Origin of the sequence: Serratia sp. T13T92 (genome assembly GCF_047530105.1) — a bacterium.
Lineage (GTDB): Bacteria > Pseudomonadota > Gammaproteobacteria > Enterobacterales > Enterobacteriaceae > Chania > Chania fonticola.
This window is the reverse complement of sequence record NZ_JBLJAK010000007.1, coordinates 1-22,223: the sequence shown is the minus strand read 5'-3', so window position 1 is coordinate 22,223 and position 22,223 is coordinate 1. Positions and strand designations below refer to the sequence as shown.

At 50.6% G+C, this 22,223-nt stretch carries 21 protein-coding genes and 1 pseudogene; 14 read left to right on the top strand and 8 right to left on the bottom strand.

The window, feature by feature from the left end:
• Positions 1–337: 337 nt before the first annotated feature.
• Both ACMV5I_RS09685 and ACMV5I_RS09680 read left to right on the top strand, forming a co-directional pair.
• Positions 338–818: pseudogene (locus tag ACMV5I_RS09685) on the top strand (Hcp family type VI secretion system effector).
• Positions 819–1,435: 617 nt separating this feature from the next.
• Positions 1,436–1,849 carry a hypothetical protein gene (locus ACMV5I_RS09680; RefSeq protein ID WP_202811250.1) on the top strand — a complete coding sequence of 138 codons (414 nt, stop codon included), beginning with the start codon at positions 1,436–1,438 and terminating at the stop codon, positions 1,847–1,849.
• A 6-nt stretch (positions 1,850–1,855) separates the two neighbouring features.
• On the opposite strand, the gene ACMV5I_RS09675 is transcribed toward ACMV5I_RS09680, so the two are convergent.
• The 4 genes from ACMV5I_RS09675 to ACMV5I_RS09660 all read right to left on the bottom strand — a co-directional run bounded on the left by ACMV5I_RS09675 (position 1,856) and on the right by ACMV5I_RS09660 (position 4,905).
• Positions 1,856–2,698: a DUF4225 domain-containing protein gene (locus ACMV5I_RS09675; protein ID WP_414824210.1), complete on the bottom strand. Its 843-nt coding sequence runs from the start codon at positions 2,696–2,698 to the stop codon at positions 1,856–1,858.
• Positions 2,699–2,700: 2 nt separating this feature from the next.
• Positions 2,701–3,180, bottom strand: coding sequence for an Hcp family type VI secretion system effector (locus ACMV5I_RS09670; RefSeq protein WP_024484521.1), 480 nt, complete (start codon positions 3,178–3,180; stop codon positions 2,701–2,703).
• A gap of 803 nt (positions 3,181–3,983) precedes the next feature.
• Complete coding sequence (locus tag ACMV5I_RS09665) at positions 3,984–4,415, bottom strand: GNAT family N-acetyltransferase (protein ID WP_024484519.1); 432 nt, start codon at positions 4,413–4,415, stop codon at positions 3,984–3,986.
• Positions 4,416–4,425: 10 nt separating this feature from the next.
• Positions 4,426–4,905: a tetratricopeptide repeat protein gene (locus ACMV5I_RS09660; RefSeq protein ID WP_024484518.1), complete on the bottom strand. Its 480-nt coding sequence runs from the start codon at positions 4,903–4,905 to the stop codon at positions 4,426–4,428.
• Between the two features lie 220 nt (positions 4,906–5,125).
• Here ACMV5I_RS09660 and ACMV5I_RS09655 point away from each other — a divergent pair, with 220 nt between their 5' ends.
• Both ACMV5I_RS09655 and ACMV5I_RS09650 read left to right on the top strand, forming a co-directional pair.
• Entirely contained in the window at positions 5,126–6,391 is a 1,266-nt protein-coding gene (locus tag ACMV5I_RS09655; protein WP_414824209.1) for an MASE1 domain-containing protein, read from the top strand.
• 38 nt (positions 6,392–6,429) lie between these two features.
• Positions 6,430–7,749: an HdeD family acid-resistance protein gene (locus tag ACMV5I_RS09650; RefSeq protein ID WP_414824208.1), complete on the top strand. Its 1,320-nt coding sequence runs from the start codon at positions 6,430–6,432 to the stop codon at positions 7,747–7,749.
• A gap of 113 nt (positions 7,750–7,862) precedes the next feature.
• On the opposite strand, the gene ACMV5I_RS09645 is transcribed toward ACMV5I_RS09650, so the two are convergent.
• On the bottom strand, positions 7,863–8,075 hold the full coding sequence (locus tag ACMV5I_RS09645; RefSeq protein WP_202811245.1) for a DUF4762 family protein: 213 nt from the start codon (positions 8,073–8,075) through the stop codon (positions 7,863–7,865).
• Between the two features lie 368 nt (positions 8,076–8,443).
• Between ACMV5I_RS09645 and ypfM the strand changes: the two genes are divergently transcribed.
• Positions 8,444–8,503 (top strand): protein YpfM, encoded by a 60-nt coding sequence (gene ypfM / locus ACMV5I_RS09640; RefSeq protein ID WP_137751254.1) that lies wholly within the window; start codon positions 8,444–8,446, stop codon positions 8,501–8,503.
• A 126-nt stretch (positions 8,504–8,629) separates the two neighbouring features.
• Here ypfM and acrD read toward each other — a convergent pair whose 3' ends face one another.
• Positions 8,630–11,758: a multidrug efflux RND transporter permease AcrD gene (acrD, locus tag ACMV5I_RS09635; RefSeq protein ID WP_414824207.1), complete on the bottom strand. Its 3,129-nt coding sequence runs from the start codon at positions 11,756–11,758 to the stop codon at positions 8,630–8,632.
• Between the two features lie 287 nt (positions 11,759–12,045).
• Between acrD and ACMV5I_RS09630 the strand changes: the two genes are divergently transcribed.
• Positions 12,046–12,324, top strand: a complete 279-nt coding sequence (locus ACMV5I_RS09630) for a winged helix-turn-helix domain-containing protein (RefSeq protein WP_024484514.1) — start codon at positions 12,046–12,048, stop codon at positions 12,322–12,324.
• Between the two features lie 26 nt (positions 12,325–12,350).
• Here ACMV5I_RS09630 and narP read toward each other — a convergent pair whose 3' ends face one another.
• Positions 12,351–12,983: a nitrate/nitrite response regulator protein NarP gene (narP, locus tag ACMV5I_RS09625; RefSeq protein ID WP_024484513.1), complete on the bottom strand. Its 633-nt coding sequence runs from the start codon at positions 12,981–12,983 to the stop codon at positions 12,351–12,353.
• Between the two features lie 125 nt (positions 12,984–13,108).
• The gene (gene narQ, locus ACMV5I_RS09620; RefSeq protein ID WP_261169669.1) at positions 13,109–14,791 is read right to left on the bottom strand and encodes a nitrate/nitrite two-component system sensor histidine kinase NarQ; all 1,683 of its coding nucleotides are present in this window, start codon (positions 14,789–14,791) and stop codon (positions 13,109–13,111) included.
• 362 nt (positions 14,792–15,153) lie between these two features.
• On the opposite strand from narQ, the gene napF reads away from it, so the two are divergent.
• From napF to nudK, 8 genes are all read left to right on the top strand, one after another.
• Entirely contained in the window at positions 15,154–15,651 is a 498-nt protein-coding gene (napF, locus tag ACMV5I_RS09615; protein ID WP_021807093.1) for a ferredoxin-type protein NapF, read from the top strand.
• Positions 15,638–15,904 (top strand): chaperone NapD, encoded by a 267-nt coding sequence (gene napD, locus ACMV5I_RS09610; RefSeq protein ID WP_024484511.1) that lies wholly within the window; start codon positions 15,638–15,640, stop codon positions 15,902–15,904. Before napF ends, napD begins: the two co-directional genes overlap by 14 nt.
• Positions 15,901–18,387 (top strand): nitrate reductase catalytic subunit NapA, encoded by a 2,487-nt coding sequence (napA, locus tag ACMV5I_RS09605; protein WP_414824206.1) that lies wholly within the window; start codon positions 15,901–15,903, stop codon positions 18,385–18,387. The genes napD and napA overlap by 4 nt, the downstream gene beginning before the upstream one ends.
• A 10-nt stretch (positions 18,388–18,397) precedes the next feature.
• Positions 18,398–19,150 carry a ferredoxin-type protein NapG gene (gene napG / locus ACMV5I_RS09600; RefSeq protein WP_024484509.1) on the top strand — a complete coding sequence of 251 codons (753 nt, stop codon included), beginning with the start codon at positions 18,398–18,400 and terminating at the stop codon, positions 19,148–19,150.
• Positions 19,150–20,061 (top strand): quinol dehydrogenase ferredoxin subunit NapH, encoded by a 912-nt coding sequence (napH, locus tag ACMV5I_RS09595; protein ID WP_024484508.1) that lies wholly within the window; start codon positions 19,150–19,152, stop codon positions 20,059–20,061. The genes napG and napH overlap by 1 nt, the downstream gene beginning before the upstream one ends.
• Positions 20,058–20,507 (top strand): nitrate reductase cytochrome c-type subunit, encoded by a 450-nt coding sequence (napB, locus tag ACMV5I_RS09590; RefSeq protein ID WP_021178725.1) that lies wholly within the window; start codon positions 20,058–20,060, stop codon positions 20,505–20,507. The genes napH and napB overlap by 4 nt, the downstream gene beginning before the upstream one ends.
• 11 nt (positions 20,508–20,518) lie before the next feature.
• Positions 20,519–21,136: a cytochrome c-type protein NapC gene (napC, locus tag ACMV5I_RS09585; RefSeq protein WP_024484507.1), complete on the top strand. Its 618-nt coding sequence runs from the start codon at positions 20,519–20,521 to the stop codon at positions 21,134–21,136.
• 124 nt (positions 21,137–21,260) lie between these two features.
• Positions 21,261–21,836 (top strand): GDP-mannose pyrophosphatase NudK, encoded by a 576-nt coding sequence (gene nudK, locus ACMV5I_RS09580; RefSeq protein WP_414824205.1) that lies wholly within the window; start codon positions 21,261–21,263, stop codon positions 21,834–21,836.
• Positions 21,837–22,223 lie beyond the last annotated feature (387 nt).

Sequence of the window (22,223 nt, the reverse complement as noted above, 5' to 3'; positions counted from 1 at the left end):
GGGGTTATCATGCAGATGGAGAGCTTTGTTTTGTAAGGGCCATGAGTCTGTTTTACCAATCCTTGGTATGGTTGCGGTTAAAACCGCCTCTGTAAAATAATAGGGTGAGCCTACAGTTTTAATCAGCGTCAGTAACATTGGATGAATTACATTCATAAGATATGGGTAAATGGTTTCTTTACATTGATTTTGGTGATGTATTGGTGATTTTTAATGGTCGTGTCATTGTCTTTACACTTGATTGTTTATGATGGTGGTGTTAAAAATCATTTTTTTGTATATAAACTTGAATATTATATGATGTTTGCGTAGTGAATTTATAAAAAAGGATTTTGATATGGCTAATGACATTTTTCTAACTTTGAAAGGTGCAAAGCAAGGGCTGATTTCTGCGGGGTGTTCCACGAAGGACTCCATCGGAAATTTATACCAAGCGGGGCATACAGATCAAATTTACCTTCATCAACTCAATCATTCTATGAGTAGAGAGCAGCATGTTAGCCATCATCCGTTCGTTATCGTTAAGCCAATCGATAAGTCTTCACCTTTAATTGGTATCGAAATATCTAACAATGAGCGTTTGGATGCAATTATAGATATATATCGAACCAACCAAAATGGTGGTCGAGAGTTGTTTTACACCATCAAACATGACTAATGTAACAATTATAGATGTTAACATTTTCTACCCTAATTCTTCAACGCATAATGAATCGCAACCGCAAGAAAGCATATCTCTAAAGTACGAGAGTATTTCTTGGCAGCATCATACTTCTGGAACCAGTGGTTACAGTATTTGGGATGATAGAGTTTACTAATGAAAAAGATAAAAAGTGACTGCAGACTCCTTTTGGAGTCTGGTTTTACGAGGAAAGAGATAAAGGAGATGCGGAAAAACTCTAAACTTTTCGGAATAGAGTTAACTTTAGGTGTTAGTGATGTAGGTAAAAGAATGTTAAGGGCGATAATAATTTTTGGAGGCATTTTTTTTGCATTTTTTATTACACTTTTTTTACAAAAATCACTTAAGGTAGTGCTGGCTTTTTCTATTTTTTGGGTGCTCTTGTTATTACTCTCATGTTTCCTTACTAACATCCCAAGGTATGCTAAGTCAGTAGTCTTTTATTTTAAGAATAAGAAAAATACGTACAGAATACGTCTGGTTTAGGCGGTTTTTTTACTTGTTTGTTAGAGTGAAAGGTAAAGCTCCACTCAGTACTTATTGCTGAATTGTTCGACCTGTATCGCAGTTAGCGAAAGTTACAGTATGGTACAGGTTTTTATACTGACACTATGTGGTTATTGTGCATAAACGACTATTATGATGAATGCTTGTTTTAAAAAATAATTGAATCTTTAGGTTTTGCTTGTTCTATAGTAATCGATTAAGTTAGAATAAGAGAAATATCAGCTGCAATAAGATAACAGTAATGCTATGAAAATCAATGAATTAATTTTGAAAAATGGATTCACTTACCAAGAGCTACTAAAATTAAAGAATCAGTATAGAGATAAAAAGAATGAAACCTATGGAAAAGGAGTAAAAACGACAGATGATGAATCATTAAAAAACTACATTCTGCTAGTTGCTGAGCTATGCGGTGGAAATATGATATTTCTTTCCTCTGTTTTTTTTGTGATGATGTTTGGAGCTTACTTCTTTAGTGATGATGTAAAGCAGGCTATCTTCTATTTTGTATTGTTCATTATTTTTGTTTTATTTTATATCTGGATTAATAGCAGAGGAATGAAGCTAAGTCTCTTGTTAACAGCAAAATTGGTTAGACTTCGATTCCGTATGTTTTTATATCGAGTTTCACCTCCAAAAGTAGAATACATTGATAAATGAATTTTTTCATTCATCATTTAGTTCATATGTACCGTTGACAAAAAGAATCTTAGCTTTAACGATGGATGTACCTACCATGAAAATTCTCATTGGAACACCTTTAGTATCCCACTTAGTCCCATAATCAGGTTTAAGATTATTGAATAGCATGCCAGTACCGGGTTTTTCAAACAATCCACTTGTCGCGAGTCTATTAGCATTGTTCTTTAAAACTAAGCCACGATACCCAGCATAAGCAGTTATAGCGAAATCAACAGTGCTATAAGCTAAGCCACCATATTTTTGGTCCAAGCCAGCTAATTTAGCTCCTTTTCTATAAGCATCTCTGAGTAAACCAGAGTCCTTATGCTCATGTTCATAAATAAGAGGAGATATAGACTCATATGCATTGTTTAGCCCATAAGCAAATAATATAGCACCATAACCTTTCAATTTTCTTGAATGAAGTTTACGGCCAAGGTTGGCCATCAATGCACCACCCACAGCTTGACCTGAACCAGTGACAACTCCCCAGCCTATTTTGGCATACTTAACCACTCCCTGATCTTCATATATATCGGTAATAAGATATTTTGTATAATTACCTTGTCTTAAAATCTGATATTCTTGACTTGCTAATTCACTTTCAGCACGCATTTCATATATTAGTCTCATGCGTTCATTTATATCAAATGTATTTTTAAATTTACGATTGATGTTGTTTATAAACTCCTCAACTTGTCTGAGATACTCTCTTCTTGTCTGGTAATCAGGCATAAAGTAAGCAGAGGCTAATGTAGCAATACGTCTTAGGTCAGTAGCATGCCTATCTAAATCGTACTTCAAGTGAGCTATTGCAGTAGTTCCCATGATTAATACACCCTATCATCCCAGATGCTATAAGCACTTGTTCCCGCCATAACATGTTCCCAAGTGATAGATTCATATTTGATGGAAATACTTTCATCAGATTGAACCTCATTATGCGTTAATGAGTTAGGGCTAAACATTCTGATTTCAGTTAACGTCGCTCCAGTTAGTTTTATTTTAAAGAAAATTTCCAGCCCACCAGATGCATTCATTCTGTAAAACACAAACTCACAAGTTAAACGTTCATTCTGGTTCATTGCCAAGGCTAGGAGTGGAGTAGCTTTATCAATGGGTTTTCTGATTTGCAACGGATGGAGTTGTACATTGCTCTCACGGGTCATAAGATTGAGCAATTCGAGAATGAAGATCTGATCTTCATGTCCTTTTTGATACTTATTGCCTATTGAATCTGGAGTTGAGCATCCCGCAGAGATCAGCCCTTGCTTGTCACCCTGGATGGTTCCGTAAATTATATTAGCCATGTAAATCCCTTACATTAAGTACAGAAAAACTTATAATACATAGGATCTGATTTTAAATCCAGTATCTAAAGCATGCTATGTATTTGCCATGTGATTAAATTGGTTTGGATGCATTCATGGGGTGTATTGATAAGGTGGGGAAGTTATCGCTTATAACCGTACTGCCTCAGGCTTCAGTGGTACGGTATTAGGTAAGGTTATTTAGCTTAGGATCCCAGAACGCTAAATTTGTCTTAGAGGCCTCACAAGTACCGCCATACCATAAAGATTTAGCATTAGACTTTACATAAATAAGCTTATAATGTGATTTTTTTAAATTAATTAACCAAAGATGTATTAGAAATGAAATCGATTAATGGAAAAACTAAAACGACGAGTAGATTGCTGCTGGAGTCAGGTTTCACTCGGCATGAAATCAGGCAGGCAAAAACCAATGCTAAAATTTTCAACCTTGATTTTATCTATTCGGTAAGGGATGTAGGGAAAAGAACCTTCAGGGCGAGCGTTATTTTAACTGTGATATTAACAATCTTCACGATTGGTACCACGCTTAAAAATGGTGTCCCAGCCTTAGGGATTATCATTCTCATGTTCCTTATGTTAATCATCCCATCATATTATATAACACCAATGAGGTTCTATATTAAATCGATGTGGTTTTTCATTAAGGAGAAAATGCTAAACGTCAATGTGAGCTAGGCATTGAAACTGATATAAGCTGTAAGAAAGTAGGTTGATGGTTTTTTCTGACATGCTATCCATACACTAGGTTTATTAGGAATCGCTATTTAGCAGTTTGGGGTTCAACGCACATACCCGCTATTTTGTAATCGCTCCAGCGCGCTCCCATCGGCATACACCATGCCGGTAGTCAGATCGTGGAAGCCATATCGCTTATAAAATGCCAATTTGTCCGGCACCGAGTAAATAAACACTTTACCTAACGGTGCCAGATCTTGCATGACGCGATCCATCAACTGCTGACCATAACCTTGCCCCTGAAAGCGCGGATGGATGGCGACATCGGCCAGATAAGCTACCGAGGTCATGTCACTGATGGCGTGAGCGGTGGCCATCAGCTCTCCCTCAATAAAGCCCCAATAGCAGAATTGGCTATTTTGGTACACCTTCTGTAAGACCTGTTGATCACGCTCACCTAGTCCGGCAGCGGCCAGCAATTCGCCCAACTGTTGCCAGTCGATATTACATTTACGCGGATCGGTGATGATCTCCATAATTTTCCCCTCAGCCAATACGATCCAAATCTGCAGCATATTGCTGGATAGCACGCTGGTAACTGCTGATTTCCGTATGCGCAGAGGTCTCCGCCAACAGGATCAGCAGATCCGCCACCGCCTGTTTGGTTTCCCCTAGATTGTAGAGCGTCATGGCGCGGAACAGCGTGATCTCTTTGGCCTGCGGGAACTCGTTTAGCCCGTCGTCGAAAGCGGCTAGCGATTTCTGATATTCCCCCAATGCGCGATAGGTGCTGCCCAGGCCCAGCCAGGCTTCCTGGCGAAGCTGTGCGGGCAGATCTTGCTGCAAGGCGGCGAGATAACAGGGGATCGCCTGCTGCTCAAAGCCCTGTACATCGTAAAGGCACGCCAGCTGGTAATGCAGCGAGCCATCCAACGGTGCCTGTTGCAGCATCTGTTGGGCCAGTTCGGTGGCTTCTGGATAGCGACCTTGTTGTTTCAACTGCTCGATGGTGATACTCGAAGACATGATTTTCCCTTTCAACGGTGTTTCGCTAAATCCTGTAGCAACGTTACTCCTTCACTATTCATCCGCAAAGAAATATATGCCTGGATAGATCTCCGATGAGTTTGAAATAGTACGTTCACATCATGCTGATGTAGAATGTCCTATAGTTAATCAGGCTTTTCTTGACGGCAACACGTGATATTTTTCACAAAATGCCCGCGTGCATACCAGTGAGTAAAAAATGACACCCCACGTTCCATCGTATGTTCGACAACTTTTCACCCTGCTGCTATGGGGGATAATCTATTACCTCGCCGGATTGATCTCATTAAAATTTGACGACCCTAACTCGCCGATCGCAATCGTGTGGTTTCCCTCTGGTGTTGCGGTTGCCGCCTTTCTTTTGTCCCGCTGGCGCAGTTATTTAACCCTGTTCGTCATTTTGACGTTGGCAGGCTTGTTGTTGACGGAGGGCTGGCAGCATAAACCATTACTATCGCTGATCGATGCCCTGCTATCCATGCCAGCCAATGTAGCGGTCGCCTGGGCCGTTCGACGCTTTGCACGGCTTAATGACGATCTCCATACTATTTTAGTCTGTATCACTGCAACCTTGGTCTTCAGCGGGCTGGATGCGCTAATTATTGGTGGGGGTTATGCCCTAATCCACCAGCAGCCTTTGTTCAGCTTGTTCTGGCAGAACTTTATCGCTGATGTTACCGGCATTATCTTTGCCACAACCGTTATTATGGGGGTTGTCAATCGGCGCTTGGAACCTGCCAGTCGCAATCTGCAAACTGGCCTTCTGGGTGGGGCACTTTGGCTGCTGCTGTGTGTGTCGATCTGGTTTATCTTTGGTTACCCCCTTCTCTGGCTGCAACACAACGCTGCTGCGCTCTACTTTGCCTTGGCATGCCTCCCCATTATTCTGGCTATTATGCTTTCTGTGGCCTGGGGGAATCGCGGGGGGTCTCTCGCGCTTATCACTCTTGGATTGGGAGTGATTTACTATACCAATCATCAGCATGGGCCCTTTTTTCTAAAGGGCTTACATCTTAATGAGTCTCTGTTATTAGCCTTGAGCTACCTTTCCGCGACGGCGTTGTTGATCGTGTTTATCAGGGTGTTGAAGCACTCGACCAACAGTTTTAACCCAGATACTGGCCGGATAACCGGCAAGGGGGTGATTTATAGCCTCAATCCACGGACCGGGATTTTGCACTGGGAGGATGAGCTAGGTAGTTTGTTTGAGCAGCAGGTTCCCAGTAAGTTAGACACCATGGATGACGTCATGCAATGGGTTCACCCGCATGATCAAGGCAAGCTGCGTGACCATTGGCTCCTCAATGAAAGTCCTCAACCCCGCCCCCCGTTGGTATTCCGTATCCAGATGCCACAGGGAGAGTGGTTAACGTTGGTGGATAACAGCTGCGTCCTGCTGGATGAGGAAGAACAGAGCATTATTGTCGGCAACTGGCAAGCAAGCCATTATCACCAGGACAGTTAAATGAACCTATTATTTGCATATTGCGGAGAGTTGCAGCAGTGATCCAGATTGCCCTGTTATTATTCGGCGTTGATTTTGTGCGCTCCAAAGCCAAATTTTTGGGCGTAATCGGGATTATCTGGGGGCTGATGGGGATCGGTATCTTTATCGATGGCCTTGATGGCGTGCTCTATTTTCCCTTACAGGTTTTTGGTGCTCTGATGCTTCTGGAGAGCTTGGTCACGTTGAGTATTGCCTCCAGCGGGGTTGGGGCACAGAAAGCGGTGCTCTATTTCAAGGGCGGGATCTTTTGTGTTGTCGCACTGCTGATCCTGGCGAACAAACCCTACAGTAATCTGTTACTGGCAATCATATTCGGTTTCTCCTATTTCGTTATTGGCTTGTTTATGATCGCTTCAGCCTGGATCGTCCGGTTTCCGCGCTGGAAGAATGCGCTGGTCAGCGGCATTGCTCAGATACTGTTCGCCATGCTCATATTTAGCCCCTATCCGGTGCACTACAAGGCCACCATATCGTTTTTCCTGGGTACATTGATGGTTGTCAGTGGCATCAATATCCTGCAATTAGCCAGGCGGGCCAACCTTTTAAGGGACGGCACCTCAGTGTTTGAATTGTTGGTACCTACCGAGATATTTTACGTCTTTGGAAAGAAATCGGCGGCTCGGCCAGCCGAGGTGGTTGCCCCTAGCATTGATTTTAAACAGCCTTTAACCGTCCATATCTGGACCCCGGAAGGAACGGCGAGTGCGGCCCCAATCCCCCGGCCAGTCATTAATCGCTATATCGCGGCCGTGGATGCTCAAGGGGTTATCTCTACCGGGCATGCTGCATTGGAACTGGTACCGAGCATCTACATCAGCCTGTATCCAGCGGCAGATATCGATCGTTCTCCTTCAGAGTTTCTCAATGTGTTGAAGGCGACGCGAGAAAATGACGTGCCCGGCACTTTCCAGCCGGACTATGTTACCGAGGCGGCCAACTGGTGCGATTCGAATCGGCAGATCCAGTTTCACTGTTATAACAGTTCGGCACTGCTACGTTTTTGGAGCGGCTATCAGCTGACTAAAATCTACAATCTGACGTCGCGTAACTGCTCCAGTAGTGTTGCCTATGCCTTGGAAGCCTCATTGGATGGCGTGCTTGCCAAACAGAGTAAAAGCTGGCTGGGCACATTACGCATTTTGACCATGCCGGAATTGTGGATTGCCGCGCAGGTACGCAGACGGGCACTCTCAATGGCCTGGACACCAGGGCTGGTGATGGATTACGCCCGAGCGCTGCGACATATTGTTCACCCCGTACCCCAGCCATGGTATCAGCGTATTCTCAAGCGCAGGCAACCGGAAAAAGAAGGATAGGGACACATCATGATTATTTTAAAACAATAATCACTCACGCATTTTTGGGTAAGGCTGAGCGTTGATCATCCGGTGTCTATAAAAAGGACACCGGATAAATTAATGGGCGTTAATTATCGCCCACAGAATGAAGCGGCGACTCTGTTAAAGTGGATTTGCGGGTTACCGAATTTATCATCGCCAGGTATATTGCACTCATCTCTCTGTATGCAGATATAGTTGCCACTGCCATCGTCATTTCTTATCCATAAATAGCGTGTGTTACCACACACCAAATTATTACCGCCAATGACATTGGTGGCTTTATTATGCGTTATTTTTTCCATGAGATCCTTCCTTGTGTCATATTAACGAAACGTTAGGATAGCTACCTAAGGTGCAATTTCAAGCCATACCAAAGGAATGTGCCAATAACAGGATGATGCCGGTAACTGTATTGGAATGATCTTGTTTGTGGCACATTAAAATTGTCGTGTTGATTTTGTAGGATAAATTCAACTTAGCGTAGGTATCCGTTGCCATGCATAGGTTCCAGGATGCCAAAGAAAATGTAACATCGGGGTAGGTTTTTGATTAATCTGAAAATATGTTCCATCCTGGTTTTTCTTGGCTGGCATCGTTCCCAAAAGGCTTCACTTGGTCAAAAAACCAGCGTAGAATCTCTGCGTCCAATAACTGGAGGTTGTGAAGTATCATGGTTGATCGAGAGTTAAAAAATTGGAAAGACTTTATTGATGAGATGTTAGGTAACTAACACCATATAGGGTTTAAAGCTTGAATAAGGCTATTGGGTTTGTTTTTATTTAAAGCACCTTGGGTAACAATATTAAGTCTTTAGCAAAGCAGCCTCGGTTTCCCGAAGCTGCTTTTTTTACGCCTACTATTGGCTATCGTGATGGTGAGGCTGCGCTTTACCAGGGAAGCGGCGGCGTACCAATACGAAGAACAGCGGCACAAAGAAAATCGCCAGAACGGTGGCGGAAATCATACCGCCCATCACCCCGGTACCTACCGCATGCTGGCTGCCAGAACCCGCACCGGAACTGATGGCCATTGGCAGAACGCCGAAGATAAACGCCAGTGAGGTCATCAGGATAGGGCGCAAACGCAGGCGCGAGGCTTCCAGCGTTGCCTCCAGCAAATCCTGGCCTTTATTGTTCAGCTCGTTGGCAAATTCCACGATCAGGATGGCGTTCTTGGCCGAGAGCCCGATAATCGTCAATAGCCCCACCTGGAAGTACACATCGTTTTCTAGCCCGCGCAGCCAGGTGGCCGTGACGGCACCTATCACCCCCAGCGGCACCACCAACATGACCGAAAACGGGACCGACCAGCTTTCATACAGGGCGGCCAGACACAGGAATACCACCAACAGCGAGATGGCATACAGCGCCGGTGCCTGGGAACCGGACAGGCGTTCCTGGTAGGACATTGCGGTCCATTCCAGGCCGAAACCGGTCGGTAGTTGGCTGACGAGTTTTTCCATTTCATCCATCGCGGTACCGGTGCTGACGCCCGAGGCGGCCTCGCCCACGATTTCTACCGTGGAGTTACCGTTGTAGCGTTCCAGACGCGGTGAACCATATTCCCAATGGGAGGTAGCAAAGGCGGAGAAGGGCACCATCCCACCGCTGTTGTTACGCACATACCACTTGTTGATGTCCTCTGGCAGCATGCGGAAGGGCGCTCCGGCCTGGACGTACACTTTCTTCACTCGCCCGCGGTCTAAAAAGTCGTTGACGTAGGTGGAGCCCCAGGCGGTCGACAAGGTGCTGTTGATATCGTCGATCGACACGCCCAGCGCCTGTGCCTTGCGTTGGTCGATATCGATCTGCAGCTGCGGGCTGTCATCAAGGCCATTATGGCGCACACGCGATAGCTGAGGGTTTTGCCCAGCCAGCTGCAGTAATTGATTGCGAGCCTCCATCAGTTTGTCATGCCCCAGCCCGGCGTGGTCTTCCAACTGCATATCGAAGCCCGAAGAATTCCCCAGCCCGGTGATCGCTGGCGGGCTGCTGGCGATCACGCGCGCTTCGTTGATATTGCTAAAGGCCTTGGTGGCACGCTCGATGATATCGAACGAACTATTGGCACCCGAACTGCGCAGATCCCAGTCCTTCAGGCGCAAGAACAGCCGCGCGACGTTCTGGCCGTTGCCGCCTGGCCCGGCACCGATGGTGGAGAACACCGACAGCACGTCGGCTTTCTCTTCGGTCAGGAAGTAGTGCTCGACCTTTTCCACCACCTTGGTGGTTTGCTGCAGTGTGGAGCCTGCAGGCAACTGCACCTGCACGGTGAACACACCACGGTCTTCCTGCGGCAGGAACGAGGTCGGCAGTTTGATAAACAGCACCGCCATACCGGCCAACAGCAACAGGTAGATCACCATGTAGCGGACACTGTGATGCAATACGCGCGCTACCCCACGTTCATAGCGTTCGGTGTTGCGGTTGAACATGCGGTTAAACCAGCCGAAGAAACCGCGCTTGCCGTGATGATGGCCTTTGGCGATCGGCTGGAGAATAGTGGCGCACAGGGCCGGGGTGAGGATCATGGCGACCAGTACCGAAAGCACCATTGCGGAAACGATAGTGATCGAGAACTGGCGATAAATGGCGCCGGTGGTGCCGCCGAAGAAGGCCATGGGAATAAATACCGCTGAAAGCACCATGGCAATCCCCACCAGCGCACCCTGGATCTGCCCCATGGATTTACGGGTGGCGTCCCTGGGTGAGAGACCTTCCTCGCTCATCACGCGCTCCACGTTTTCCACCACCACGATGGCGTCGTCCACCAGTAGGCCGATCGCCAGCACCATGGCAAACATCGTCAGGGTGTTAATGCTGTAGCCGAAGGCCGAAAGGATGGCAAAGGTGCCCAGCAGCACCACCGGAACGGCGATAGTGGGGATTAACGTGGCGCGGAAGTTCTGCAAGAACAGGTACATGACTAAAAACACCAGCAAAATAGCTTCCAGCAGGGTTTTTACCACGTCATGTATCGAAGCCTGCACGAACGGCGTCGTCTCATAGGCAATCTTGGCTTCCAGCCCGTGGGGGAAATATTGTGAAAGCTCGGCGATCTTGGCTTTCACCAACTGGTCGGTTTGCAATTCGTTGGCACCGGAGGCCAGCTTGATGTTCATCCCGGCGGCCTGCAGGCCGTTGTAACGGCTGAGGTAGTTATAGTTTTCCCCGCCCAATTCCACCGTGGCAACGTCACCCAGGGTGACCAGCGAGCCGTCCCGATTGACGCGCAGCGTGATCTGACGGAACTGCTCCGGCGTTTGCAGCTGGGATTGAGCATTGATGGTAGCGTTTAGCGCCTGCTGATCCACGGAAGGGGAGCCGCCTAGCTGGCCCACCGCCACCTGAGTGTTCTGTGAACTGATGGCGTTGACTACATCCTGAGTGGTGAGCTGGTAGCTGGTGAGCTTGTTCGGATCCAGCCAGATACGCATGGCGTATTGTGAACCGTAAACGTCCATGCTGCCCACGCCGTTAATACGGCTGAGGGGGTCTTGCAGGTTGGAGACGATGTAGTCCGCGATGTCCTGCTTATCCATGCTGCCATCGTTGGAGACAAAGGCCACCATCATCAGCGTGGTATCGCCCGATTTTGACACCGTTACGCCTTGTTGCTGTACCGCCTGTGGCAACCGCTTGATGGCGGCCTGCAGCTTGTTTTGTACTTGTTGCATTGCCTCGTTGGGATCGGTGCCGGCATCAAAGGTCAGCGTAACCGAGGCCTGGCCGGTATTGGTGCTCTGGGACGACATATACATCATGTTGTCGAGGCCGGTCATGTTCTGTTCGATAATCTGGGTAACGGTATTTTCCAACGTCTGTGCCGATGCCCCCGGATAGGAGGCGCTGATACGCACGTTTGGCGGAGCGAGGTTCGGATATTGTTCGACAGGCAGAGAAAAAATCGCCAACGTCCCCGTCAGGCAAAGAATAATTGCCAGAACCCAGGCAAAAATCGGGCGATCAATAAAAAAATTGGCCATGCGGCATGAACCTCGTTGTGACTTATTCTATTTTTGACTGCATCAGTTATGCTTACGCCTGGCGCTGACTGGTGGCCGGGCTGTTGCAGGATTTGATTGTACCCAAAGGTGCTACTGCACTTTACTCGTCAAGCGCAGATAAAGCGTGGAGAAAAAAAGGAGATAATGTAAATAACAGTAGTAGAAATCAACAGTTACACATTGCATCACCACGAAACGCGTCATTATGGCGATTTTATGGCGTTACGGTGAAATAATCAGGACGTTTTCCTCAGCAGGAGTTAAGCATGGAAATTAACCCGGTATTTGCTCGTCGTCTTTATCTGTGTTGGCTGATCAGCAGCAATGAACGCCCTAACGTTCCGCGCCTGATGGAACTGACCGGTTGGCCGCGCCGTACGTTGCAGGATGTACTCAAAGCTTTGCCAGGCCTGGGCCTGGAGTTGCAGTTTGTGCAGCAGGGGAAGCGTAATAACGATGGCTATTACCAGTTGGCAAACTGGGGCCCGCTAAGCCAAAGCTGGATTAATCAGCATCATGAGATGCTGCTGGCGGCCATTGGTTGAAAGTTCCCCGGCGTGCCGGGGAAGCATTACTGGCTTTTCGCTTCCAGATACATCACGGTTGCCGCCACGCGCGAACGCACGTTGAGCTTGCGCAGCATATTGCGGATGTGCACTTTCACCGTCTCTTCAGAAATATGCAACTGCGCCGCGACCTGCTTGTTTGACATGCCGCGTGCCACTTCCTGCAAGACATCCAGTTCACGCTCGGTCAGAGCGGCAAAGGGATCGTGTTGTTCGCTGCGTGACGAAAGATAGTCCGCTACCGCATCGCTAATCACGTTCTGGCCCTCGGCGGCCTGGCGAATATGCTCCAGCAACTGTTCTGGCTCGCTGTCTTTCAGCAGGTAGCCATCGGCACCAGCATCGATCAGCGCATAAACGTCGCTGCGGGAGTCGGAAACGGTCAATACGATGATGCGTGCATCCACCCCTTCATCGCGCAGTGCTTTCAGCGTATCCAGCCCTGAAAGACCCTTCATGTTCAGATCGAGCAGGATCACGTCTGGCGTGAACTGCGCAGCCAGGGCGATCGCCTCAGCACCGCCGCTGGCTTCTGCCACCACGGTGAAAGTAGGATCTAGCCCCAGTAACTGTTTGATGCCACGGCGCATCAATGGGTGATCGTCCACGATCATTACTCGATAATTTTTCATCACAATAAAACGTGCTCCCTGTAGCGAGTAAAGCCACTGCGTACTGCCGGCAGTAAAGCTGACTCTTAAAATATAGTAGTAATTAGCATTGTCGCTCGGCTCGAATGGCCGCCGTGCAATGCTGTTAGCCCTTATGGCGGGAAGCTAAGACAGACCTCCGTGCCCCCGGCATCGCCACGCCTGATATGTAACGTACCGTTCAGACGCGATGCACGTTCGCTCATAATGGTTAGCCCGTAATGGCCTTCCGGTTCATCCAGGCTGTCGATGCCGCAGCCGTCGTCACAAATGGTGATCTCGTTGTCACCGCTGGGGGAGACTTCGCAATGGATCACAATTTCCTGCGCATCAGCGTGTTTGATGGCATTAAGCACGGCTTCACGCACGATCTGTAGCGCATGAACCTGTTGTTGGGCATTCAACGCCTGTGAGGCTAACCGACAGTGTAACTGAATCCGCGCGCTGGTCAGCAGTTTTAATGGTTCCAATACCTGCTGCAACGCGGCATTCAGATCGGCATCCTGAATACTCAACCGGAAGGTGGCCAGCAGTTCGCGCAATTGGCGATAGGCATCCGCCAGCGCCCGATCAAAATCATCAATGATCTCATCTGCCTGCGAGGAATGGCCTGTCAGGGTACGTTTGAGCAAGGTGAGCTGGATGCGCAGGAAGGTGAGTGCCTGGGCTAACGAATCATGTAGCTCGCGGGCGATGGTGGCGCGTTCCTCCATCAGTAGGAACTGCATATGCTGCTTTTGTGCGCGGTTAAAGTAAACCCCGCGGCTGAGCATATTGGTCACGCTTTGCATCAGGTGTGGGTGGGGCGGTTGTTGCTCATGTTGCCAGCTCAGGCTACCCAAAGGTTTGTTGTCTTGCATAATCACCTGCGAATGCCAGGCCAGTTCCGCCACCGGTTCACCACTGCTGACCTGCCATTGGCTGAGACTGTCTTCCACATTGAGCCGGATACAATGTAATTGTTCGCTCAGCTTGATGATATGCAGGACTTTCTCAAAGGCCCGCTGATCCAACTGCCCAACGCTCAGCGCCTGGGAACAGCTGTAAAGTACCTCCAGCGTGCGGTTGGCCTGCTGTAGCCGCTCGGTTTTTTCCTGCACCTTCTGTTCCAGTGACTGGTAGAGCTTCGCCAATTCGCCAGACATGGTGGTGAAGGTTTGCGACAGAACGCCCAGTTCGTTTGGCAATGAAACGTCGAGCGGCGGATGATTAAAATCGCGTTGTTGCATACGCAGGCTGGCGTCCACCAGGCGCTTGAGCGGGGTGACCACTTGGCGGCGCATAAAGCGGATGCAGAACAGCACCAGGGCAATGATGGCGATGTAGCCCATCACGCTGATCGTCGCTACGATGGTCAGCTTTTGTTCGGAATAGCGCTGCAAAGCCAGGACAAAATGGTCGATCTGATTGACATAGCTGGCCACGTTGGCCTGATAGTTTTCCGGGTTCCCGGCCAGGATCTGTTTTTCCAGCACCAACCAGGCCTGGCGCAGCGTCAGGTATTTTTGCCGCACATCGTCAGGCACATAAAATCGATCGAGTTTAAGCAGGGCCGGAGCCGTTAGCGACTGTTGATACTGCACCAGGTGCTGCTGCACTTCAGCGGAACCGTTAGTGAGCTCATACGCCAACCGGTAACTCTGCATGCGCAACGATCCCGCGATATTGATCGCTTCAGCATCTTGCAGGCTGCCGGCCACGGTGGTCAGTGCCAGTCCGGTGGACAGCACGGAAAGGATCACGATGGCTATCAGCGCCTTCGCCAGGCTGCCGGTCACTGAGCGTTTTACGAGCAATTAAGCGTCCTTCTGGTTATTGGCCGGAGTGTTATGCGCCGTCAAATTATAACTTTTGCTGGCAAAAAGCATGGCGATTTTTAGCGAAAGACCAATCCATAGCCAAAACAAATCTTCGCTATATAATCAAGTAAATAGCGATTGAGTGACCTACTGTTGGCAAAATGCCCTATATCGGCTATCAGTGATTGATCTGGCGCAAGTAATACCCACTTTTACCCCTAAAGGGTGATTATCTACTCCCTCCGATAAGCCTATTTTATCCTTGCCTCTTACCCGAGGTGCGAGACAAACAATAATAAAGTCACACTATAATAATTTTATACACGCGCGCGTGTTGCCAACTTTGAAGGATAACCCGAATGGCCGAATTGTCGCGACGCAGATTGCTCAGCGGACAATGGCGTCATCAAACTGATGCGATCCGTCCCCCGTGGTCGCGTGAAGCCCCTCTCTTCCTTGCGGGTTGTACCCGGTGTCAGGCCTGCGTTAACGCCTGTGAAACCGGTGTATTGATCAGCGGCAGTGGCGGATATCCCGAAATCGATTTCCAACGCGCGGAATGTACCTTTTGCCGACAATGCGCAGATGCCTGCGAAGCCCCACTGTTTTACCCACCACAGCACCAACCCTGGCAACAAGTGGCGTCGTTTTCGGCCGTTTGCCTGGCGATGCAGGGGGTAGAATGTCGCAGCTGTCAGGACAGTTGTGAAACGCAGGCAATCCGTTTTCGGCCACGGTTAGGCGGCATAGCCCAACCGGCGCTCGAGGCGGCGGCGTGCAATGGTTGTGGTGCCTGCGTTGCTGGCTGCCCGACCTCGGCGATTGCAATAACCCGGAGTGAAAATAATGAGCAGTGAATGGCACGTAAGCGGGTTGATGGTGCAGGCCAGGCCTGACAAATTCCCGGCGCTGATCTCGGCGCTGCTGGCAATCCCTGATACGGAAATTCCGGCGCAGGATCAACAGCAGGGCAAATTGGTAGTCGTTATGCAAGCAGCGCGCTCCGATGCGTTGCTGGAAAAAATTGAGTCGGTACGCAATCTGGAAGGCGTGTTGGCAGTGTCGCTGGTCTATCACCAGCAGGATGAGCAAGGTGAGGTAATGCCATGAAACTCAGTCGTCGAGACTTCATGAAAGCGAACGCCGCAGTGGCTGCAGCCACTGCAGCCGGGCTGACGATCCCAACGGTCGCCCAAGCCGTGGTTGGCAGCGGTGACGAAATCAAATGGGACAAAGCACCTTGCCGTTTCTGCGGCACCGGGTGTGGCGTTCTGGTCGGTACCCAAAATGGCCGCATTGTGGCTTCGCAGGGCGATCCGGATGCTCCGGTTAACCGGGGCCTGAACTGTATCAAAGGCTACTTCCTGCCCAAGATCATGTACGGCAAGGATCGACTGACACAGCCAATGCTGCGCATGAAGAACGGGCAGTATGACAAAGAAGGTGAGTTTACTCCCATCACTTGGGAAAAAGCCTTCGACGTTATGGAAGAGAAATTCAAAGGGGCACTGAAAGAAAAAGGGCCAGAGGCGGTAGGCATGTTCGGCTCCGGCCAGTGGACGGTATGGGAAGGCTATGCGGCCTCCAAACTGTTCAAAGCGGGTCTGCGTTCCAATAACCTCGATCCAAACGCGCGCCACTGCATGGCTTCTGCCGTGGTCGGCTTTATGCGCACCTTTGGCATGGATGAACCGATGGGCTGCTACGATGATATCGAGCAGGCCGACGCCTTCGTGTTGTGGGGCTCCAATATGGCGGAAATGCACCCGATCCTGTGGTCGCGCATTACCAACCGCCGCCTGGGCAACGATAAGGTCAACGTCTCGGTACTTTCCACCTTTGAACACCGCAGCTTCGAGCTGGCGGATAACGGCATGGTGTTCACCCCGCAGACCGATCTGGCGATCATGAACTACATCGCCAACTACATTATTCAGAACAACGCGGTTGACCAGGATTTCCTCAAGCAGCACGTCAATATCCGCAAAGGGGTGACCGATATCGGTTACGGTCTGCGCCCAACCCACCCGTTGGAGAAAGCGGCGAAGAACCCAGGCAGCGATGCTTCTGAGCCGATGAGCTTCGAAGATTACAAGGCCTTTGTGGCGGAATACACGCTGGAAAAGACCGCCGAAATGAGCGGCGTGCCAAAAGACCAACTGGAAGCGCTGGCAAAACTGTATGCCGACCCGAATGTGAAGGTCGTGTCTTATTGGACGATGGGCTTCAACCAGCATACCCGTGGCGTCTGGGCCAATAACCTGTGCTACAACCTGCACTTGCTGACCGGTAAGATCTCTAAGCCAGGCTGTGGGCCATTCTCACTGACTGGCCAACCTTCCGCCTGCGGTACCGCGCGTGAAGTGGGGACGTTCTCCCACCGCCTGCCAGCAGACATGGTGGTGACCAACGAGAAACACCGCCAGATTGCCGAACAGAAATGGCAACTGCCAGCGGGTACCATCCCGGAAAAAGTCGGGCTGCATGCGGTTGCGCAAGACCGTGCGTTGAAAGACGGCAAGCTGAATGCCTACTGGGTGATGTGTAACAACAACATGCAGGCCGGGCCAAATATTAATGAAGAACGCATGCCAGGCTGGCGCGATCCGCGCAACTTTATCGTGGTTTCCGATCCGTACCCAACGGTGAGCGCATTGGCCGCCGACCTGATCCTGCCTACGGCGATGTGGGTAGAAAAAGAAGGGGCATACGGCAACGCTGAGCGCCGTACTCAGTTCTGGCATCAGCAGGTGAAAGCACCGGGCGAGGCCAAGTCTGACCTGTGGCAGTTGGTGGAATTTGCCAAACGCTTCAAGGTGGAAGAAGTCTGGCCTGCGGAGCTGGTAAACCAGAAGCCGGAATACCGTGGCAAAACCCTGTACGACGTGCTGTTCGTCAATGGTGAAGTGAACAAGTACAAGCTGGAAGAGATCCCGGCCGACCAGTTAAACGACGAGTCGCGCGAGTTCGGTTTCTACATCCAGAAAGGGCTGTTTGAAGAGTATGCCGGGTTTGGCCGTAGCCATGGTCACGATCTGGCCGCCTTTGATATGTACCATAAGGCGCGCGGCTTACGCTGGCCAGTGGTGGATGGCAAAGAAACCCTGTGGCGCTACCGCGAAGGGACCGATCCTTATGTGAAGGCCGGTGAAAGCGTGCGCTTCTATGGCAAGCCAGACGGCAAAGCGGTGATCTTCGCACTGCCGTTCGAACCTGCGGCGGAAAGCCCGGATCAGGAATACGATCTGTGGTTGTCCACTGGCCGCGTGCTGGAACATTGGCACACTGGTTCGATGACGCGCCGGGTGCCAGAGCTGCACAGAGCCTTCCCTGAGGCGGTGCTGTTTATCCATCCGCTGGACGCCAAGAGCCGCAATCTACGCCGTGGCGACAAGGTGAAGGTACTGTCACGCCGTGGTGAAGTCGTGAGCATCGTCGAAACCCGTGGCCGTAACCGTCCGCCGAAAGGTCTGGTGTATATGCCATTCTTTGATGCCGCGCAGTTGGTCAATAACTTGACGCTGGATGCCACCGATCCGCTGTCGAAAGAGACCGACTACAAGAAGTGTGCGGTAAAACTGGAGAAGGTATAAGGCCAACGGAATGAGCCAGCAACGAGATAAAACACCGGCCCGGCGTCGCTTCCTACGGGATGCGGCTCGCAGCGTGGCCGGGTTGGCAGGGATAGGCGTACTGCTGGGGCTGCAACAGAAGCAGTCTCAGGCACGTGATGGCCTGGCCCTGCGGCCGCCGGGAGCACTGGCCGAGGCGGCGTTTGATAGCGCTTGTATTCGCTGTGGTCAGTGTGTGCAAGCCTGCCCGTATCAGACGCTGAAACTGGCGACGCTGTTGTCGCCGAGAGCCGCGGGAACGCCATACTTTGTGGCGCGGGATATCCCTTGCGAGATGTGTGAAGACATCCCGTGTGTGGTGGCCTGCCCGAGCGGTGCGCTGGATCCGAACCTGACGGATATCGATCAGGCGCGGATGGGGCTGGCGGTGTTGCTGGATCATGAAAACTGTCTGAACTGGCAGGGGCTGCGTTGCGATGTGTGTTACCGCGTTTGCCCGCAGATCGACAAGGCCATCACCTTGGATCTGCAACACAACGAGCGTACCGGCAAGCACGCCATGTTTCTGCCGACGGTTCACAGCCAGGATTGTACCGGTTGTGGCAAGTGTGAGCAGGCTTGTGTGCTTGAGCAGGCGGCGATCAAGGTGTTACCGATGGAACTGGCGCGTGGCCAATTGGGGGAACACTATCGCTGGGGCTGGCAGGAAAAGCAGCGTGCAGGGCATTCACTGGTGCCGGAAGGCCTCACATTGCCGGCACGCGGCGTAAAGGGAGGTGAATGATGGCTAATCCAGTCGCTGAAGCCGGGCGTGATGCCCGTCTGCGCCATGGCTGGTTGCGCAGCAACCGCTTCCTGATCCTGCGCCGTTGCAGCCAACTGTTGATCTTGTTGATGTTTCTCTCCGGGCCGCTGTGGGGCATCTGGATCCTGCGTGGCAACTACAGCGCCAGCCTATTGGCGGAGACGGTTCCATTAACGGATCCGTTGATGATGCTGCAAAGCCTGTTGGCTGGGCATTGGCCAGCCTGGCTGGTATGGGTAGGCGCGGTAGTGGTGCTGATCTACGGCCTGATCGGTAATCGGGTGTTTTGCGGCTGGGTTTGCCCGGTCAACCCGGTGACCGATCTGGCTGCCTGGCTGCGGCGCAAGTTAGGCCTGCGTCAATCGGCCAGCCTGCCTCGCTCCCTGCGCTACGGCATCTTGCTTGTCGTGCTGGTTGGTAGTGCCGTGAGTGGCACGCTGATCTGGGAATGGATTAATCCGGTTGCCCTGATGGGGCGCGGGCTGATCCACGGCAGCAGCGGGGAAGGGGCATTAGCCTGGCTGAAAGGGCTGGGTGCCGCATTTGGTGCTGGCATCTGGCTGATTGTGGCGCTGTTCCTGTTCGACCTGCTGGTGGTCGAACACGGCTGGTGTGGCCATCTTTGCCCAATGGGAGCGCTGTATGGCGTCATTGGTAGCCAGGGTGTGGTGCAGATCAGCGCGGAGAAGCGTGACAACTGTACTCGCTGCATGGATTGTTTTCATGTTTGCCCAGAACCGCAGATCCTGCGTGAGCCGTTATTAGTAAAAAAAGGTACACCACGGGTTGCCAGTGATGCCTGTATTGCCTGCGGACGTTGTATCGACGTTTGTGCAGAAAACGTATTCGAAATTAAGAGCAAATTTCATTATTCGGGAGCCAAAAAATGACCAGCAATGTCCTGAAAAAGCAGCTTTCCCTGTGGGGCGCGCTGTTAACACTGGTAGTTGCCAGTGCCGCGTTTGCCGCCAGTGATGTCGATCTCAAGCAATCGCCAGAGGTTTCCGGCACGGCTGAAGGGCAGATAAAAATGCCCAAGCAGCAGGAAAAGATGGCGCTAAACTATGTCAACCAGCCGCCGATGATCCCGCACAGCGTCGACGGCTACCAGATTAGCAAAAACACTAACCGCTGCTTGCAGTGCCACGGCGTGGAACACTATCGCACCACTGGCGCACCGCGTATCAGCCCGACACACTTTATGGACAGCGATGGCAAGGTGCTGGGGGAAGTTGCTCCACGCCGTTATTTCTGTCTGCAATGCCACGTACCACAAACCGATGCGGCACCAATCATCGGCAATGATTTCAAGCCTATGCAGGGCTTTGGGCACTAAGCGGGGGAGCTATGGCCGAACGTAAGAACGAAACATCCGAGAAAAAGGCCGGACCGATCCGTCGTCTATGGCGCTGGTGGCGCAGGCCGAGCAGGCTGGCCCTGGGGACTTTGCTGCTGTTGGGCTTTGTCGCCGGGATCGTTTTCTGGGGCGGTTTCAACACCGGTATGGAAGCGGCCAACACCGAAAAATTCTGTATCAGCTGCCACGAGATGCGTGAAAACGTCTACGAAGAGTATATGGAGACGGTGCACTACAACAACCGTAGTGGCGTACGTGCCACCTGCCCGGACTGCCACGTCCCGCATGAGTGGGGGCCAAAGATGCTACGTAAGCTGAAGGCCAGTAAAGAACTTTACGCCAAGGTGTTTGGCATTATCGACACGCCGCAGAAGTTCGAAGAGCATCGTCTGACCATGGCCAGCAACGAATGGGCGCGTATGAAGGCCAATAACTCGCAGGAGTGTCGTAACTGCCACAACTTCGAGTATATGGATTTCACCGCGCAGAAAACCGTGGCGGCCAAGATGCATGATAAAGCAATAACCGAAGGCAAAACCTGTATCGATTGCCATAAAGGGATCGCACACAAACTGCCGGACATGCACGGAGTCCCTACCGGATTCTAACTCTGGTGGATACAAAACCCCGTAGTGCCGAAAGGCCTGCGGGGTTTTTTGTTGCAAATCCGCCGTGGCTGCGCTTTGCTAGTGGCCAAAGGTTGCAGTGCGTTGGCTAACGGAAGAAGGGAATATGTCGTCAAAAATTGAAAATATCAGAAAGCAGCTGTTATCGGACAACTGGTACGTATTGAATAAATACACCTTTGAGTTAAAACGTAAAAACGGCGGAACCATCGAACAGGTGCGCGAGGTCTATGACCGGGGCAACGGGGCGACCATTTTGCTGTATAACCGCGCCAAGGGCACCGTGGTGCTGACCAACCAGTTCCGCATGCCGACCTACGTCAACGGCAATGCCACAGGCATGTTGTTGGAAGCCTGCGCCGGGCTGCTGGATGACGATCAGCCCGAACAGTGCGCCCGCCGTGAAGCGGTAGAGGAAACTGGTTTTCAGGTTTCGAAGGTGCAAAAGATCTTTGAGGCCTACATGTCACCAGGCGGCGTGACGGAAATACTCCACTTCTTTATTGCCGAGTATCAGGATGACGAGCGTCAAACCAACGGCGGTGGCATTGAGGATGAAGATATTGAAGTGGTGGAATTGCCCTTTGGTGAGGCAATCGCGATGATCGCCGACGGTCGCCTCAAGGATGGTAAAACCATCATGCTGTTGCAGTATTTGCAGATCCACCGGGTGATGGAGTAGTTTCCCTCACCCCAACCCTCTCCCACAGGGAGAGGGAGCTGTTAGCCCCTACTCGTTTGAAAATAAAGAAGTCATTTTAGCTAGCTTGATCGTCCTTAGCCAAAGTGAGTTACTACCTTTAAAACACACTCGATCGGTCCCCTCTCCCACAGGGAGAGGGAGCTGTTAGCCCCTACTCGTTTGAAAATAAAGAAGTCATTTTAGCTAGCTTGATCGTCCTTAGCCAAAGTGAGTCACTACCTTTAAAACACACTCGATCGGTCCCCTCTCCCTGTGGGAGAGATACCGTCTTGTCGGCTATCCGGCAAGCGGTATTTCCGCATTAAATGTCTTTCCTGATTTCACCACACCATAGGCCAGTTGCAGCAGTTTTCGCATCGCCGCACA

Excerpts from the sequence above, each read along its gene's own strand:
- ACMV5I_RS09680 (WP_202811250.1), top strand. The coding sequence starts at position 1,436 with ATGAAAATCAATGAATTAATTTTGAAAAATGGATTCACTTACCAAGAG.
- ACMV5I_RS09675 (WP_414824210.1), bottom strand. The coding sequence starts at position 2,698 with ATGGGAACTACTGCAATAGCTCACTTGAAGTACGATTTAGATAGGCAT.
- ACMV5I_RS09670 (WP_024484521.1), bottom strand. The coding sequence starts at position 3,180 with ATGGCTAATATAATTTACGGAACCATCCAGGGTGACAAGCAAGGGCTG.
- ACMV5I_RS09665 (WP_024484519.1), bottom strand. The coding sequence starts at position 4,415 with ATGGAGATCATCACCGATCCGCGTAAATGTAATATCGACTGGCAACAG.
- ACMV5I_RS09660 (WP_024484518.1), bottom strand. The coding sequence starts at position 4,905 with ATGTCTTCGAGTATCACCATCGAGCAGTTGAAACAACAAGGTCGCTAT.
- ACMV5I_RS09655 (WP_414824209.1), top strand. The coding sequence starts at position 5,126 with ATGACACCCCACGTTCCATCGTATGTTCGACAACTTTTCACCCTGCTG.
- ACMV5I_RS09645 (WP_202811245.1), bottom strand. The coding sequence starts at position 8,075 with ATGGAAAAAATAACGCATAATAAAGCCACCAATGTCATTGGCGGTAAT.
- acrD (WP_414824207.1), bottom strand. The coding sequence starts at position 11,758 with ATGGCCAATTTTTTTATTGATCGCCCGATTTTTGCCTGGGTTCTGGCA.
- ACMV5I_RS09630 (WP_024484514.1), top strand. The coding sequence starts at position 12,046 with ATGGAAATTAACCCGGTATTTGCTCGTCGTCTTTATCTGTGTTGGCTG.
- napF (WP_021807093.1), top strand. The coding sequence starts at position 15,154 with ATGGCCGAATTGTCGCGACGCAGATTGCTCAGCGGACAATGGCGTCAT.
- napA (WP_414824206.1), top strand. The coding sequence starts at position 15,901 with ATGAAACTCAGTCGTCGAGACTTCATGAAAGCGAACGCCGCAGTGGCT.
- napG (WP_024484509.1), top strand. The coding sequence starts at position 18,398 with ATGAGCCAGCAACGAGATAAAACACCGGCCCGGCGTCGCTTCCTACGG.
- napH (WP_024484508.1), top strand. The coding sequence starts at position 19,150 with ATGGCTAATCCAGTCGCTGAAGCCGGGCGTGATGCCCGTCTGCGCCAT.
- napB (WP_021178725.1), top strand. The coding sequence starts at position 20,058 with ATGACCAGCAATGTCCTGAAAAAGCAGCTTTCCCTGTGGGGCGCGCTG.
- napC (WP_024484507.1), top strand. The coding sequence starts at position 20,519 with ATGGCCGAACGTAAGAACGAAACATCCGAGAAAAAGGCCGGACCGATC.
- nudK (WP_414824205.1), top strand. The coding sequence starts at position 21,261 with ATGTCGTCAAAAATTGAAAATATCAGAAAGCAGCTGTTATCGGACAAC.